Annotated in this window: 14 protein-coding genes, 1 tRNA gene, 1 pseudogene and 1 riboswitch; of the genes and pseudogenes, 4 read left to right on the top strand and 12 right to left on the bottom strand. The window is 41.8% G+C overall.

The window, feature by feature from the left end; genetic code table 11:
• The first annotated feature begins 429 nt into the window (after window positions 1-429).
• The 3 genes from L3V42_RS17630 (at window position 430) to L3V42_RS17620 (ending at window position 4552) form a co-directional block, all read left to right on the top strand.
• Window positions 430-502, top strand: a tRNA-Ala gene (locus tag L3V42_RS17630).
• A 188-nt stretch (window positions 503-690) separates the two neighbouring features.
• Window positions 691-1131, top strand: a complete 441-nt coding sequence (locus tag L3V42_RS18420) for a KGG domain-containing protein (RefSeq protein WP_305082630.1) — start codon at window positions 691-693, stop codon at window positions 1129-1131.
• A 367-nt stretch (window positions 1132-1498) separates the two neighbouring features.
• Window positions 1499-4552 (top strand): hybrid sensor histidine kinase/response regulator, encoded by a 3054-nt coding sequence (locus L3V42_RS17620; RefSeq protein ID WP_238472590.1) that lies wholly within the window; start codon window positions 1499-1501, stop codon window positions 4550-4552.
• A gap of 240 nt (window positions 4553-4792) precedes the next feature.
• Here the strand turns inward: L3V42_RS17620 and L3V42_RS17615 are convergent, their stop codons facing one another.
• The 11 genes and pseudogenes from L3V42_RS17615 to L3V42_RS17570 all read right to left on the bottom strand — a co-directional run bounded on the left by L3V42_RS17615 (window position 4793) and on the right by L3V42_RS17570 (window position 15623).
• Window positions 4793-5149: a CotD family spore coat protein gene (locus L3V42_RS17615; RefSeq protein ID WP_235763382.1), complete on the bottom strand. Its 357-nt coding sequence runs from the start codon at window positions 5147-5149 to the stop codon at window positions 4793-4795.
• Between the two features lie 192 nt (window positions 5150-5341).
• Window positions 5342-8092 (bottom strand): phosphoenolpyruvate carboxylase, encoded by a 2751-nt coding sequence (ppc, locus tag L3V42_RS17610; protein WP_255783501.1) that lies wholly within the window; start codon window positions 8090-8092, stop codon window positions 5342-5344.
• Between the two features lie 252 nt (window positions 8093-8344).
• A pseudogene (locus L3V42_RS18670) lies at window positions 8345-8634 on the bottom strand (hypothetical protein); the annotation flags it as partial.
• A gap of 59 nt (window positions 8635-8693) precedes the next feature.
• Window positions 8694-9683 (bottom strand): alpha-ketoacid dehydrogenase subunit beta, encoded by a 990-nt coding sequence (locus tag L3V42_RS17605; RefSeq protein ID WP_238472591.1) that lies wholly within the window; start codon window positions 9681-9683, stop codon window positions 8694-8696.
• 18 nt (window positions 9684-9701) lie between these two features.
• Window positions 9702-10673 (bottom strand): thiamine pyrophosphate-dependent dehydrogenase E1 component subunit alpha, encoded by a 972-nt coding sequence (locus L3V42_RS17600; RefSeq protein WP_238472589.1) that lies wholly within the window; start codon window positions 10671-10673, stop codon window positions 9702-9704.
• A gap of 30 nt (window positions 10674-10703) precedes the next feature.
• A complete protein-coding gene (locus L3V42_RS17595; protein ID WP_235763384.1) occupies window positions 10704-11723 on the bottom strand; it encodes a ThiF family adenylyltransferase in 1020 nt (339 codons plus the stop codon).
• Window positions 11720-12487, bottom strand: a complete 768-nt coding sequence (locus tag L3V42_RS17590) for a thiazole synthase (RefSeq protein WP_235763385.1) — start codon at window positions 12485-12487, stop codon at window positions 11720-11722. Before L3V42_RS17590 ends, L3V42_RS17595 begins: the two co-directional genes overlap by 4 nt.
• Window positions 12488-12490: 3 nt before the next feature.
• The gene (gene thiS, locus L3V42_RS17585; RefSeq protein WP_235763386.1) at window positions 12491-12694 is read right to left on the bottom strand and encodes a sulfur carrier protein ThiS; all 204 of its coding nucleotides are present in this window, start codon (window positions 12692-12694) and stop codon (window positions 12491-12493) included.
• Between the two features lie 12 nt (window positions 12695-12706).
• The gene (gene thiO / locus L3V42_RS17580; RefSeq protein ID WP_238472588.1) at window positions 12707-13822 is read right to left on the bottom strand and encodes a glycine oxidase ThiO; all 1116 of its coding nucleotides are present in this window, start codon (window positions 13820-13822) and stop codon (window positions 12707-12709) included.
• Window positions 13816-14412 carry a thiamine phosphate synthase gene (locus tag L3V42_RS17575; RefSeq protein ID WP_238472587.1) on the bottom strand — a complete coding sequence of 199 codons (597 nt, stop codon included), beginning with the start codon at window positions 14410-14412 and terminating at the stop codon, window positions 13816-13818. The genes thiO and L3V42_RS17575 overlap by 7 nt, the downstream gene beginning before the upstream one ends.
• 155 nt (window positions 14413-14567) lie before the next feature.
• Window positions 14568-14677: riboswitch (TPP riboswitch) on the bottom strand.
• A gap of 205 nt (window positions 14678-14882) precedes the next feature.
• Window positions 14883-15623 (bottom strand): MerR family transcriptional regulator, encoded by a 741-nt coding sequence (locus tag L3V42_RS17570; protein WP_238472586.1) that lies wholly within the window; start codon window positions 15621-15623, stop codon window positions 14883-14885.
• Between the two features lie 157 nt (window positions 15624-15780).
• On the opposite strand from L3V42_RS17570, the gene L3V42_RS17565 reads away from it, so the two are divergent.
• On the top strand, window positions 15781-16308 hold the full coding sequence (locus tag L3V42_RS17565) for a hypothetical protein (RefSeq protein ID WP_238472585.1): 528 nt from the start codon (window positions 15781-15783) through the stop codon (window positions 16306-16308).
• 160 nt (window positions 16309-16468) lie between these two features.
• Here L3V42_RS17565 and L3V42_RS17560 read toward each other — a convergent pair.
• The coding region (locus L3V42_RS17560; RefSeq protein ID WP_238472584.1) for a hypothetical protein at window positions 16469-16837 on the bottom strand (369 nt) is incomplete at its 5' end.

Genomic DNA, 16837 nt, shown 5'->3' with positions numbered 1-16837 from the left:
TATGGAATTTTATAATGAAGAACGATACCAAACGAAATTAAACAGCCTAACACCGTTAGAATATCGGTACCAGGCTGCGGCATAGATTTTTATTTTTTTACTGTCCACTTGACAGGGCGCAGTTCACAGACTCTCTTGTCCCAGTTCATACTATTTCTATGTTGCTTACAGCAAACTAAACAAACTATGAAAAAGATATGATAAGCTGTTTCTCATCCTTCAACGCACTAAGGACTTAGCATTGGCAATTCGCATCTCCTATCATTGTCCTAAAATAACAACAAAACGTATGTTTAATCAAAGAACCTTCCCTGCTAGCGGCAACCTAACCCTGCCCCTTCCCCCGCAAGCTTTAAAAAAGCTTCATTAACAATTCACTTGAATTATTTCTTGTTTCGTCCTATAATAGCAATTGTATTCAAGTTGCACGGGGCATTAGCTCAGCTGGGAGAGTGCTTGCGTGGCACGCAAGAGGTCGTCGGTTCGAGCCCGACATGCTCCATTAGTAAAGATGCTTATACATACAAAGTGTATAAGCATCTTTTTTGTTCCAAACAATTTTCATAAAAATCACATCGATTGATTGCACTACCGTTGCCAAACCGCTATATATTCTAAACCGCCAACTGACTCCATTTCTATATTAAAGTCTGATATCTTTCTTTACAAAAATATAACAATCCCGCTCCTATGTTTAGTATAGACTTGAACGGGAATGCATCCTATAAGCAAGAAATGATTGCTGACGGGAAATGGATTCCCTACTTTACAGCAGTTACTAATCATGTGATGGAAACCTTGAAAAGTGATTTGAATTTCAACACTTTCCTGGGTTACTGCACTGCACGTAAAGAAAATCAGAACAACAAGAAAATGACGGTGGAGGAAGCTGGCCGTAAAGACGGAGTAGCTACTTCAAGAAATCATGATAAAGAGTTTTACCAAGAGATTGGCCAAAAAGGCGGCGAAACAACGGCAAGGAATCACGACCAAGATTTCTATGAAGAAATCGGTCATAAGGGTGGAGAAGCAAGAGCAAACCAGTCCACAAATAATTCCAATAAAATGAGTCAAGAAAAAGCAGGACGTAAAGGCGGAAGAGCTCGAGCAAATAAACAAAACGATCATTAAATATTGATTTATTGATATATAAAAGGCGGCCGATATTGGCCGCCTTTTTCTGACGGTATTTTTATAAACGGCTCGGCTACAGAGTGCATTATCTTCCAAAAGATAATATGTGTAATTGCAATGTGCTGGCCTTTTCAGAAACAAAATATGCCGAACACAATATTTCACCAATTCTCAACATTTCCCGGGAAATATTTCATCCTATTATTACCGGCCGCCTTAGAAATTTGATAAGTAAAATCACCTTTTCCATAGTCTGATATACCAATCTGCAATCCGAAGGGGGAGAAACAGTTTAATGAACTCATACATTTCCCTCCCAAATCCTGCTATAATCAAGACATCAGTATCCCGAAAGGAAATAATCATGTCTACTTCAACTAAAAAACTTACAAAAAACATTCTTATCCTACTAGCCATTTTCGCTACTTTAACTGCTTTTCGCTTGCTATGGCTTTTCTATCACACGCCAACAGACCAGCCGATTGCTGAAGATGGTGTATTAGACTTAAGCGATTATCCATTGCATGATGAGCAATCCCTTACATTGAACGGTGAATGGATTTTTCTACCTGGCAGATTACTAGAGAATTCCCAGCAGCTAAATGCTTCTATGGAGAAAATACCAACTGATTTTACTGGAGGAACAAAAAGCGAAAACCATACATATGGGACCTATTACTTGAAAATAAACCTTGAAGAAACAACGGATCTCGATTCCCTATTCTCCATTCGGATGCCATCGACAAAAACAGCCTCTGCATTATATGTGAATGGGCATTTAAAAGAGCAATCCGGTACGGTTTCCGCGGAGGAAACTGGTCATGTAGGTCAGGGTAATCCGTATCTTGTATCTTTCTCTCCTGACAGTCACGAAATCGAATTGATGCTGCAAGTTTCAAATTTTGATACAGCAGCAGGGATTTCGGTCGGCAATCCGATTAAATTTGGTACGGAAAAGGGAATCCAACAGTCTAAAGGCTTTGAGGATATACTGTTGATTGCCATGGTGGTCATTCTTGTTCTGCATAGCCTATATAGTCTTCTTATCTTTATTTTTATTTCCAAAAATAAAATTTTTCTTTTCTTTGCTGTCGGCTTTCTATTCCCGGCAATCGATGAGCTGCTCACCTACAACAGTGCTGCAATGGAGTGGATGCAATTCAATTATGAATGGTCCTTTAAGTTTAAAGAACTGATTTATCTTGGAGCAGCATTCTTTCTTGTGCAGATTATGAGAAATTTGTTGCGAATGACATCGGAACATAAGCGTTTTCGCTGGCTAACTATTCTATATGGAATTAGTGCTCTTTTGATTGTAGTGCTTCCATTAGATATTCTTATCCAGGTAAATATCACGTTCTTTGCCCTATATTTCATCTCGTTTATCGCCGTTGTTCCGTTAGCATTGAAGGAGTATTTCCAGTTCAGGGATGAGTCGATTTTTATAGCGATTGTTGTAGTCGGAACAACTTCCGGCATTATTTGGGGGTTGATTAAAGCGCTGACTTCATTTGAAATCCCTTTTTATCCGTTCGATTACATTTGCGCATTTCTTGGATTCGCGGTATTTTGGTTCAGACGTTTTTACCGGCAAAACCAGAAAGTTGTCGAATTGGTGGAAAAATTAGAACAGGAAGATAAGAAAAAGGATGAATTCTTGGCGAATACATCCCATGAACTGCGCAACCCGCTGCACGGACTCATTAATATCGCGCAAACGATACTTGATGATAAGGAAGAAGCTTTAACGAAGAAAAACAGAGAGAATCTGGAACTTCTTGTCAGCGTCGGTCACCGGATGGCCTATACACTGAATGACCTGCAGGATTTCGCTCGGTTGCAGGAAAGACAAATACGATTGCAAAAAGAAGCGGTGAATGTCTATTCAGCCACCAATGTTGTCTTTGATATGCTTCGTTTCATGATGGAAGGTAAAGATATACAGTTTAAGATCAACATCCCTGATACCTTTCCTTATATCAATGCAGATCCAAACCGCCTGATCCAGATTTTATTCAACCTTGTTCACAATGCGATCAAGTATACAAACGACGGGGTAATTACAGTTGATGCAGCAACGGATGACAATATGGCTAGAATTTACATTATCGATACCGGGATAGGATTAAGTCAGGAAACAAAGGAGACCATTTTCAAGCCTTATGAACAAGAAGATGCCAGCATAACATCGATTGGAAGTGGCGTCGGGCTTGGACTAAGCATTTGTAAGCAGCTCGTTGAATTACACGGAGGCACTATTTCGGCAGATTCAGAGCCGGGAAAAGGTTCTACCTTTGCATTTACGCTTCCTCTCGCAGATCCGTCAGAAAAAGAGGCTGCGGCGATTTTCGAAACTAATGATTTCTTTATTGAACAGCAAGAGGCAGAAGAACAATCACGAACAGCCAGCCTATCCGAAAATAAGCAAGAAAACAATGCACGTATCCTCCTTGTCGACGATGACCCTGTAAATTTAAAGATCTTGCGTGAGATGCTTGAAACAGCATATGAGGTGCATACGGTCACCAACGGAGCAGAAGCATTAGACATCGTTAATGAACAGGACTTCGATTTGGTCATTTCCGATGTCATGATGCCGAATTTGTCGGGTTATGAATTAACTAGAAAGATCCGCTCGTTGTTTTCTCTATCGGAACTGCCTGTCTTATTATTGACGGCTCGGAATAACCCGGAGGATATCCAGACAGGATTTCTTTCAGGAGCAAATGACTATGTGGCAAAGCCCGTTGTCGCCCTGGAGTTCAAATCCCGTGTAGAAGTGCTCGCTCGATTAAAACAGTCCGTAAGAGAACAACTGCGGATGGAAGCTGCCTGGCTTCAAGCCCAGATTCATCCACATTTCTTGTTTAATACGCTGAACACGATTGCATCTTTAAGTGAAATCGATACGGACCGAATGGTTAATCTGCTCGATCATTTTGGAAACTATTTACGGAATAGTTTTGATGGCAGCAACACAGAATCCGTCGTATCGGTAGAACATGAACTTGATTTAGTCCGGTCGTATGTATATATCGAACAGGAAAGATTCGGCGATAGACTGAAAGTGGTATGGGATGTAGATACGGATTTAGACTTTGAACTCCCTCCCCTCTCCATTCAACCACTTGTTGAAAATGCCATTAATCATGGGGTCTTGAACCAAATCGAAGGCGGTACCGTAACCGTTCAGATTACGAAAAATAAAGCGGGATATGAAGTACTGATTGCGGATGACGGGATTGGAATCGCTGCAGATAAAATATCGCATATCCTGGATGGAAAACAGAGAAACCGCAGAGGTGTCGGCTTAGCAAATACCCATCACCGGTTGATTAAATTGTATGGTGAAGGGCTTGAAGTAGAAAGTGAGTTTGGCAAAGGGACGGTTATTCGGTTTTCAATTCCACTTGCATAACTAGGACAACGTATATCTAATATTTTAGATAGTGGTCACTTCTCCCTGATAGGATAGTGACCACTTAACAGATACAGTAAGTTCAATAAGCAAGAATTTGTAGATTGTTGCATACAGAGTAGGACTTTTTCTATTAAACAGAGAACGATCTTCGCGCTGTTATATTTCTATCATTTCTAACATGTCGTAAAAGGGGATTATAATAAACGACATTGTTTTGGAAAGATAATTTAGTCCAGTTTAGCAGTGTCCTTTGTTACATCTATTTACCGGTCGGCAGCATGGATTTCTAAGATCACTTCCACAATCATATTCCTCAACGGAGTTAATGTTTTTCGTTGATTCTGTGACTGGGTAGAAGTTTTCAACCCTCGTTATATTTTTATTAAGATTTATCACATGGGTAGGGTGTACTTTTCGAATGGTTCGCCGATTCGTTGTTGGGTTAACAACTGTTTCCGTTGGTGAAACAATTGTTTCTACATCATTTTCATTTCCGTTAAAGCCAAATGAATCAACAAAATTGGTGTCATTGGTATCCGCAACATTTCTTCCGAACAGAAATTCATCTGCATTATTCCATTTTCTACGGCTCATTCTAAATCACCTCCTATTTGTAGATTCAATATTAGTCTATTCATTTATAGGTTTTGCGTAAGAGACAAGGGTGTAATCTAGTAATAAATCCACGAATTCATTATAATTTTATAGAAAAACCAGCTTAACTGTTTATAACAGTCAAGCTGGTTTCTTTCAGTCCGCTATTTTACTATTTTACTTTTCTTCTAATCAACCCGTATTAACTAAACCTGCCGCAACACCATTAATCGTCAAGAGCACGTCCGTCTTCAATTCTTCGGAAGGATTCTCTGTCGCTCTTAATCTCCGGATGGAATCGACCTGCAATATGTTTAGTGGGTCAACATATGGATTACGGAGGTGGACGGATTCTCTAATATTTGGCGAATGGCTGAGGAGCACTTCATTACCGGTAATTTGCAGTAATGCTGCTCTTGTGCGTTTATATTCGTCCTTGATATTGTTAAAGATCCGCTTGGCCACTTCTGGGTCTTCCACTAATTCTAGGTACTCTCTCGCACTTCCCATATCAGCTGTCAATAAGGCCATTTGCAAGTTGTTGATCGTTGCATGGAAGAAAGCCCAATCGTTATACATCGTTTGCAGGATTTCTAAGTTGCTTTCGTCCTGGTCAATGAATGCTTGTAAGCCTGTACCTGCTGCATACCAAGCCGGGAGTAAGTGTCTCGACTGCGTCCAGGCGAAGACCCATGGGATTGCACGCAAGTCCTCGAATTGCTGGCTGTTCTTTCTGCTCATCGGACGAGAGCCGATATTTAATGCATCGAGTTCCGCGAGTGGTGTCGCTTCGTTGAAATAGGTCAGGAAATCTGGATCACCGAATACAAGGGACTGATACTTCTCCAATGATTTCTCTGACATGACTTCCATCGCTGTTTCCCATTCTTTTTTACGCAGTTCCATCTGATCCGGTGCGCTCGCAACTTTGGCACTTGATTCAAATAAAGCAGAAGCTGCTTGCTCCAAGTTTCGGTAGGCGATGTCTTCAAGTAAATATCTCGAGGAAAGTACTTCACCTTGCTCCGTAATTTTCACACCGTCTCCAAGTGTTTCCACTGGCTGTGAGAGAATGCTTGTATGGAGTGAACCGCCTCCACGGCCTAGTGAGCCGCCGCGTCCGTGGAAATATTTCAAATGAATATCGTAATCTCGTGCCATACGGTGGATATCTTTTTGTGCTTTAAACAATTCCCAATTCGCGCTTAGCGTTCCACCGTCTTTGCTTCCATCGGAATAGCCCAGCATAATTTCTTGATGATTGTGACGTGCTTCCAGTTGTTTTTTGTAAACGTCTGCCTCAAATAAGGTCTGCATGATCTCCGGACCTGCTTTCAAATCATCAATTGTTTCAAGTAGTGGTGCGACGTCCAAATCACTTTCTACTGTTCCGTCCTGATTGATCCGGTACAGTCCAACTTCTTTAGCAAGTACAAGGACTTCCAGTAAGTCACTTGGAGATTCTGTCATACTAATTAAATAAACTTCAATCGCACGTTTGCCAAATTCTTCATGTGCCTGCTTAATCATTTTGAATATGCGTAACATATCCTGTGTCGCTTTGGAATATCTATCGTCTGTAAGCAGTAATGGTCTTGGGTCTTCTAATATTTTATACAAGAATGCTTGTTTCTCGGTTTCCGTAAGATTGGAATAATCGTCAGCGAGTTTGACTACTTTTAAAATCTCTGCAATTGCTGATTCATGTTCCCCGCTGTGATTCCGGATATCCAGTGTCGCCAAATGGAAACCAAACATCTCTACTTGGCGGATAAGCTTGCGAATCGCTTTTAGTTTTCTATTTTCTGGTAAATGTTTTTCTACACTTCTTTTGATTTCCTTCAGGTCACTAGCTAATTCCTCTGCACGGGTATAGCCTAAGACTGATTTCCCTTTTTCTCTGATACGTTTTAAAATAACAGCAAATTTACGTCGATAGACTTCGGATTTCACTCGCCATTTTTCATCTTTTTCTAAGTATTCTTTCTCCTCAGCTTCTACCTTTTCGATGAATTCTTGTTCGATAACTAGGCGTTCGGTAGATTGACTGAACCTTCTCATTAAATTCGTAATGGAAGCTTCATATTTCTTTAAAATAAGCTGCTGTTGCATTTCAAGTGTCGTCCAAGTGATTTCTGGCGTTACATTCGGATTCCCGTCCCTGTCTCCACCGATCCAGGAACCGAAGCGGATAAAGTTCGGCACTTGCCATTCTTTCTCTGCTACTTGATCCCGCAGTTGCAGTTCCAATTCCCAGAAAACATCAGGCAGTGTATCGAACAGGACGTGGTTAAAGTAATACAAGCCGTTTTTCACTTCATCTAATACTTCCGGCTTCCTGTGTCTTAATTCATCGGTATGCCATAATGCCATTACCTCGTTGAATAGACTGTCTTCAATTGCTTCCTTCTCCCAATCGGTGATAAGCGGGTTATCTATTTTACGAAGGTTCTCCGATATCCGTTTTTGACTTTCCAGGACCGTTCGCTTTGTCGCCTCGGTTGGATGAGCCGTCATGATCAGTTCAATCGATAAGTCATTTAAAACATCCTGGATTTCTTCCTCATTCAGATCATATTCCTTTACTTTGGTGACTGCCTTTTCCAGTGAGAAGGCTTGACTTGTCCCTTCCTCGAGTAGATATTGGCGTCTGCGCCTAATCCGGTGATTCTGCTCCGCCACGTTTACGAGATGGAAATAAACAGAAAATGCCCGAATTACTTGTTGCCTCATTGGTGGTTGTAAGTTGCTGATTTCCTGCTTCAGTTCCGCATATAAATCTTTATCGAATTTTTTCCGGATACTTTTCGTCATTTTTCGAATCGTTTCGACCTTATCAAATAACGCTTTACCACCATGGAGGACTAATATCTCGCCTAGTATATTTCCAAGCATATTCACATCATTTTGCAATGGAGTGTTATTAGCTGTCTTTTCTATCAATTTTGTCTCCTCCTTAGTTGTATTCTTTCTATCATACCACTTATCTCAAAAATTAATAAAGTCTAACATCGATTTTTAATGTGAATAATAGATTTATTTTTAATAGAAAAAGCCGAATGATACGGTGCATTCGGCTTTTCCCTTGTTATTATATAAGTTAAACAAAATATTTTATCAAATGGTTTCCCAGCAATTATGACTTGATAGGGATACTCGATAAGACACACCACATTTTAAATCCGTGAAGTTGTCTTATAGAAAAACTCTCCCGAACAAAAGTGGATTTAAAGCAAAAATGCGATCTGATAGATGAACCTTTCCTGACGAATAATTCATTAAAATAGAGCTCTCGCACGTTTCCTGTATCGCTGGTTTGTTTGAGAATTGGCTGTTATATAAGTTTGCGTAAAAACCTTTTTTCTCCCATAACTCATCATGCGTGCCTTGCTCATAATATTTCCTTTATCCATTACCAGTATAAGGTCGGCATTTTTTATAGTCGATAATCTGTGGGCGATAACAAAGCTCGTTCGCCCCTTCATCTTTTACATTTCACTTCTGATTCGATAGAATGATATTTATATTTTCTCAGTTAACTACTTCAAATGCATGTCATTTTTACACCCAGCATTTTCTGCACTGATTGAACAATATCCTCCACCTGCGGAACCGCTGCCTTCTCCAATTCTGGACTAAACGGAATCGGCACCGCTTCGCCTCCCAGTCGTTTAATGGGAGCTCTAAGGGAATGAAATGCTCTGCTTTCAGCAACGATACTGGCGATTTCTCCACCAAATCCACCACGCTTCACTGCTTCATGGACAACGAGTAAGTGCCCTGTTTTCTTGACGGATGCAATAATTGTTTCTTCATCCAGTGGTACAAGCGTTCTTGGATCCAACACTTCTACATTGATCGCCTCTCTTTCTAACTTAGCCGCTGCTATCAACGCTCGCTGCACCATCACAGAAGTTGCCACAATCGTTATATCCGTACCTTCGCGCTTAATATCCGCTTTTCCTAAAGGTATTGAATATTGCTCTTTAGGCACTTCTCCTTCTGTTTTATACAACAGCTTATGCTCATAAAAGATTACAGGATTATCATCATCAATCGCTGCTTTCAGTAAGCCTTTGGCGTCAAATGCTGTAGAAGGCTGGACTACTTTTAACCCGGGAATATGTGCTACCCATGCCTCCAAACTTTGGGAATGCTGAGCAGCCGCACCCGTTCCCGATCCGCTTGCAGCCCTTAGCACGAGCGGCACCCGTCCTTCTCCACCATGCATATAGCGTAATTTCGCAGCCTGGTTCACGAGTTGATCCATTGCAATCGTAATAAAATCGGAAAACTGTAGTTCAAGGATCGGGCGCATGCCAGTCAATGCCGAGCCAACTGCAGCTCCCATGATTGCTGACTCACTAATTGGCGTATCACGGACACGATCCGCACCAAATTCTGCAAGCAATCCCTCCGTTACACCAAAGCCACCTCCATATACACCGATATCTTCCCCTATTAAAAAAACATCCTCATTTCTTTGCATTTCCAAAGATATTGCTTCCCTGATTGCTTCTGAATAGGTTATCATCCACAAACCACTTACCTCCTATGCATAAACATCTGTGTACAGCTCCTCAATAGATGGTTTTGGGCTCCTCTTGGCAAATTCAACGGCAGCTTCCATTATCTGTCTTACTTCCAACTTGATTTTTTTCGCAGTTTCTCTTGTCAAAATCCCTTTATTTATTAAGTATCCCTCATACTGTTTAATTGGATCACGTGTTTGCCAGAACCTTTCTTCTTCCCGTGAACGATATTTTCTTTTGTCACTTTTGGAATGTCCTCTCCAGCGATATGTTTTTGCCTCAATTAGAATAGGACCTTTCCCCATTCGGACATGTTCGGCCGCTTCATAAGTCGCGTTCATCACTTCAACGAGATTATTTCCGTCCACAATAACACCAGGAATGCCATAAGATGCTGCCCGTTCCGCAATATGTTCAATATTTATCATTTCATCAATCGGACTGGACATACCGTATTGATTATTCTCACAGAAAAAAATAACTGGCAATTTCCAGATTGACGCCAAATTAACCGCTTCATGAAAACTTCCTTCGTTCGTTGCTCCGTCTCCAAAAAAACTGATCGTCACATCCTTTTGCTTTTTCATCTTCGCTGTAAGGGCAGCTCCGACCGCGATCGGAATTCCCCCACCAACGATTCCGTTAGATCCAAGATTCCCTTTTTCTAAATCCGAAAAATGCATCGATCCGCCTTTTCCCTTGCTGTAACCAGTCGACTTCCCAAACATTTCAGCCATCATCTTATCCACTCGAGCGCCTTTTGCAATCGCATGCCCATGCCCACGGTGGGTACTGGTGATTTTATCTTCATCCGTTAATACGGCACATGCACCCACCGCAGTCGCTTCTTGACCAATTGATAAATGCGTTGTACCGTGCATGATTCCTTTTCGAAAAAACTCATCAATCTTTTCATCAAAATGCCGGATCAGCCACATTTTTTTATAAAGATTGAGCAATTCAGGATTTGTTAAATTTGGAAGTATCTCCATTGCGGTTTTTTCCTTCCTTTTTTAAAGTGATTAATCTGTATAGTACTGTAAAAATCGATTATAAACTGTTCTCGCAATTCTCAAATCATTGGTACCGTGCACAATCGCTCGTCCATCTTTGAAAAACACGATGCGATGGCCCGCAAATTCACAGGACAACAGGAATGGATTTATGATTGGATTGCCCACAAGACCTTTCAATTTATCTAAAAAAGTTTGCAATATAAACTCCCTGGTTGCTGCCGGCCGTATTTGCACCGCTTCCCTGCCGCAAAGCACTTCGGATTTCGTCTGGTTTTCATATTGCAAGTAAGGATAAGTCGGGCCAGATCCACAAGTTGGACAATCTGCATTTTTTAAACGCGATACATCAATATCTGCCCGTTCATCCTTCCAGACATCTACCGACTTCAGAATTGGCTCTATTGGTGCTCCAGTCAGTATTTTTAACACTTGCGTTACTTGTAATGCTGTAATGATTTGGACAATGGGGCTGATTACGCCAACGGTTTCACAAGTCATCCCGTCAATCGGCAGATGATTGAACAGGCAATGTAGACACGGTGTCTCTCCAGGAAGTACTGTAAAGGTAGTCCCGTAGCTTGCAACACACGCACCCATGACAAAAGGAATACCTTGCTTGACTGCCGCATCATTTGCAATCAATCTGATTTCAAAGTTATCCGATGCATCTATGATGAGGTCATGCCCTTTTACAATTTCTCCAATGTTTAAACCGTGGATATCACAAATCAGACTATGAATCGTAATATGGCTGTTGATTTGTTCTAAGCGTTGTTTTGCCGCGGCTGCTTTAGGGATTCTTTGCTCCGCATGTTCCTCTGCAAAAAGATGCTGTCTTTGCAAATTGCTCCATTCTACATAATCGCGGTCAACAATCGTAATTTTACCGACACCGGCGCGGGCTAACATTTCCGCACTGCTTGAACCAAGTGCCCCTGCCCCGATAATCAGGATCCTGCCATTTCTAATTTTTCTTTGTGCTGTTTCTCCAAGGAATAACTCCTGCCGTGAATAACGGGTCTTCATGAACCAATCATTCCTGTTGTTGGACTGCTTGCCACCGCATAGTCCTTTTCTTCAATTCTTCCCGCTTCGTATCCTAATCTGCCAGCTTGCAGCGCATATTTTACAGCTTCAGCCATTTTAACGGGGTTCTTTGCACCTGACACGGCAGTATTTAACAGCACACCGTCTGCACCAATTTCCATTGCATGGGCAACGTCTTTAGGCGATCCGATCCCCGCGTCAACAATTACAGGAACCTTGGATTGTTCAATGATGAATTGCAAGTTTAGCGGATTAATAATTCCCCTGCCCGAACCAATCGGGCTTGCCCCAGGCATAACCGCGTGTACCCCAAGCTCTTCCAAACGTCTTGCTAATACCACATCATCAGATGTATATGGCAAAACGATAAAGCCTTCTTCAAGAAGAATCTCTGACGCCTTTAACGTTTCAACCGGATCCGGCAGAAGGCTCCGCGCATCTCCAATTATCTCCACTTTAACCATGTCACATAAACCGGAAGCTTTTGCGAGTTTTGCAATCCGTACAGCTTCTTCTGCCGTATTCGCCCCTGCTGTATTTGGCAGCAAGGTATACTTTTCTAAATCTAACTGTTCGAGGAAATTTGGCTGTCCTTCTTCAAAAATATTCATTCTCCGGACAGCAAATGTTAAAATTTCTGCCTCCGATACCGAAACAGCTTCTTTTTGTATTTCAAAGGACGGATACTTCCCTGTTCCCAATAAAAGTCGTGATCGAAATGTGCGATCTGCAATTTTCAACATAAATCATCCACCTCCTATAAAATGTACAATTTCTAACGTATCCCCATTTACAAGTTTTCGTTTTTCATATTCTTCCTTTTTCACAATTTCCTTATTTAGCTCGACAACAGCAATCCGGGATTCCAACTTGTAATGCAATAACAGCTTCTTTACGGAATTTACATTATCCGGTAATTCCACCTGTTTCCCATTAATTTGTAATGTCATCTCTCTCACCCCCTAAACAATGATATGCTGACGGCGATCTAGGCGAAATGCCTCGGTCAGTTTACTCTCCACTTCTTTTCCCAAAATAAAGTCACGGATCATCTGTCCAGTTGCCGGTGCAAGTAAAATCCCATTTCGATAATGGCCGGTAGCTATGAAAATTCCTTCCTGCTCTGGATGAACTCCAATAAAAGGGCGCCTGTCAAATGTTGTTGGTCTTAAACCTGCCGTCACCCCTTCAATCGTGAATTTCCCTGCAGACGAGAGCATCTTCTTTGCTTTTTTAATTAAAAAATCTGCCCCTTTCAGACTAACCGTATGACTCCAGTCATTTTCCATCATCGTTGCACCGATAATAAATTTCCCATTATTTCTTGGCACAATGTAGCTGCCATTATGAAATAATGTATGCTTCAGTAACTGCTGTTCATGGGAAACGATAAGGCTTTCACCTTTTACTGGCGATACTCTCTCCGCCAAACCTAGTTGATGGAATAAATTATTCCCATACACTCCTGTGGCAAGAACTACATATTTGGCTTCTACTTCTCCTTGTGCCGTTTTCACCAGATAGTTCCCGCCCTTATCCACAATTTCAAACACCTGATTATTTTCAAAAAAAGATGCACCATTTGCTTGAGCACTTTTAATAAAGGCATGGCACGTCTGATCTGGAAGGACATTCACATCATCCGGAATATATGTTGCCCCCAAAACATTTGAGCTAATGCTTGGTTCCAGTTCTTTGACCCGATGCTCATCAAGCCATTCCACTGTGTGCTGTTTGAGTAAGTAGTTGAAGTTTTGCTTCTCTGCTTGTGAATAAACAAGCTTCAATATCCCGCCTTCCCGGTAACCAATATCAATTCCGCTTTGCTCATATAACGCCTCCTTTAATTCGATATAGGCAGCTTGACTCGCTTTTGCGAAAGGATAAAACACGGAGAAATCATCGTTACTTTCCGAGTGCGCTCCCAGCATGCCTGCCGCAGCACTGGTTGTTTTTGCGCCGATTTTTCCAGCTTCCATTACCGCAATATCCATCTTCTCTTTTGCTAAATAATAAGCAATTGAACAACCAATAATCCCGCCGCCGATAACAACTGTTTCATACGTTTTCTTTAACATGAAATCGCCTCACGAAATTCCTTTAATACGAAACGCGGATGAGCTGCTTGGAAAATACTTGACATCACGGCAATACCGTCTGCCCTCGTTTCCTTCATAACCGCTGTCTTCTCAAGGGTAATTCCACCGATTCCATAAACAGGGATTTCCAACTCCTTCTTTATCCGGATTAGATTTTCAAGTCCATTCGGCGGGATTCCCTTTTTGCTATCTGTCTCAAAACAGTGTCCATATATCACATAATCCGCTCCTTCTCTTTCCATTTCTTTTGCTTTTGCAACCGAGTGCACACTGCAACCCACTCGTAAGTGCGGATACAACTTTTTCACCATTTTTACCGGAAGACCATGTTCAGGCAGATGCAGATTCGTGATGCCTTTTAATAATGCAATGTCTAACCGATCGTTGATGGAAATCTTCGCCTTGTCCATACCTCCTGACTCCAGGCTATCGAGCAAGGTCATAATCGAGCGCGCAGTCTTGGACTTTTCACGAATTTGCACATAATCAACCTCGTCTTTTATAGCAATAATCATTTCAGCAAGTTCCTTTATGGAATACCTATCATCCGTTACAGCAATTAGCTTCATTTACTCCCCTCCAATGTCTCAATATTGGGCTTATTGCCTCTATTCTTTTTTTGGAGAATATTGGATTATTTAATCACAAAAAAATAACCACTCTCCTGCATGGAAAGTGGTTTTGTTTTAGATATGTATCTCTAATAAAAGTACAATTCAAATACAAATTGTCCTTGCCACATTTCCTACGCAGGTACAAGCCTGTTCAGGTTATGAGGGTATCGAAGTCCTACTTCTCTCTCAGCCCTTATGAAGGGTTCCCCTAGTGAAACGAATAGAATATATTTAATTGTTAACGCTAACTTAGCATAAATGTGGAAAATTGTAAAGGGATATAAACCTTTTCGCTTTGGAGAGAACTTATTCATAAGACACAACTACTCATTTCTTAAAAAAGGAGCGACGGAGGTGGTGACCCCCCAAAAGTTAGAGTAGAAAACTAACTTCTGGTTCGGGATCCGGTTCGCTCTTTTTTGTCCTTATTTCTTCAACCCTTCAGCATACACAGCCATCGCATCCCGCATAAACACTGCCAATCCTTCTCCGAACTGGTCGATATTTTTCGTAAAGCGTTCATCCGCAATGTACATCTCGCCAAGTCCTTTAAATGCTTTTTTTGAATAATTGCCGAACGAGTTCAAGAGTACATACCATTCATGGATGCGTTCCTGGGAAATTGCTGCAGTAGGGTCTTCATGCCGCACTTCAGCCAAGCTACGAAAGGTTTCATTAAACGCTTCCTGAAATTGCCGCATTTCTTTCTGTGATTTTTCATTCAATTTTGTATTGGCATCGTCTACGGCTTTGTTACCCCAGCGCTCTCTTGCTTCTGCTTCATACGGGTTACTGCTGAAGTCAAAGCCTGCGAATTTTTCTTTATCTGACATTTGTCTTTCTCCTTTCATATTTAACAACGTCTTATCAATCGTATCGATTAATTGATTCAGCTGCTCCTGCTTCTTCATAAGCATGCTTTTATGAAGTTCAAGGGCCTCTGTTTTATTAAAGGACGGGTCATGGATTATTTCCTTAATCCTTTTCAGCGGGAAGCCAAGTTCTCGGAAAAATAAAATTTGCTGGAGGTTCTCGAGATTTTCCTCCGAATAAATCCGGTAACCGGCTTCCGTCACCTCGTCAGGTGTGAGTAGACCAATCTCATCATAATGATGGAGTGTGCGCACACTAATACAGACGAGATCAGCCACTTCTTTCACTTTCATCTAACTCCCTCCTTTCATTTTTTACTATAAGGTATCACGTAACGTGAGGGTCAACATTTATTTTTTATTCTGCCCGCCCATTCTTCGGAAATTCAATCCCCTTCTAGACGTTTTCACCATATAGTGAATGGAAGAGTATGTTTAGGAGGCTGAACGAATGAATCATAATCCGTATGATCCGTATCAATACCCATATGAGAATGAGCATGGACATGAGTACGAAGAGTATGATGAAGAGAGACTATTCAATTTCCCGGGGAATTTACCATTCTTCGGCGGCGGACAGCAAGCTCCTCCACCGTTTGGACCACCAGGGTTTCCTGGGGGCCAATGGGGTCCTGGATCGGGAGGCGGCTGGCCGCCTGGAGGACCTGGTGGGTTCCCGGGTGGGCCTGGAGGACCGGGCGGATTCCCTGGACAAGGGCAACAACAGGCAGGACCACCTTCCGCTCCACCGCCGAATTTCACCCCACAGCAAAGTCAGGTGCAAACCTTTGCCGTTGATCCAGGTGGCATTCGCGGCTGTTTATTCCGCTTCACTTATATTTGGTTGAGAAGAGATCAATTCTGGTTCTATCCGACCTTTGTCGGAAGGAATTCAATTGCTGGTTTCCGCTGGCGGGGGAACCGCTGGGTATATTTCGGAATCGACCTTAATCAAATCCAATCTTTCCAATGTTTTTAATACGAGCGGGATATTCAAGAGTAATTCTTGGATATCCCGCTTTTACATCAGTTCGGTGACAAGGATTAGTGAAAGAGAACGTAATAAACAACGAGCTTTGGGGAAACTGCCCGTTCTATTCGATTGAAGTGTTCTATTAGACTGATTAAGAGGACAAGTGCTATATCTGTCCAATAGGACTATTCTCTAAGACAAACATGCCGGAGAACCACACGATCTGTCCAATAGGGACACTCTCTAAGACAAATGAGCCGCATAACCACAAAATCTGTCCAATAGGGCCGCTCTCTAAGACAAATAAGCCGCATAACCACAAAATCTGTCCAATAGGACCACTCTCTAAGACAAATGAGCCGCATAACCACAAAATCTGTCCAATAGGACCACTCTCTAAGACAAATGAGCCGCATAACCACAAAATCTGTCCAATAGGGCCGCTCTCTAAGACAAATAAGCCGCATAACCACAAAATCTGTCCAATAGGGCCGCTCTCTAAGACAAATAAGCCGCATAACCACAAAATCTGTCC

The organism is Oceanobacillus alkalisoli, assembly GCF_022213125.1.
Classification (GTDB): domain Bacteria; phylum Bacillota; class Bacilli; order Bacillales; family Amphibacillaceae; genus Oceanobacillus; species Oceanobacillus alkalisoli.
This window is presented reverse-complemented; position numbering and strand designations above follow the sequence as displayed.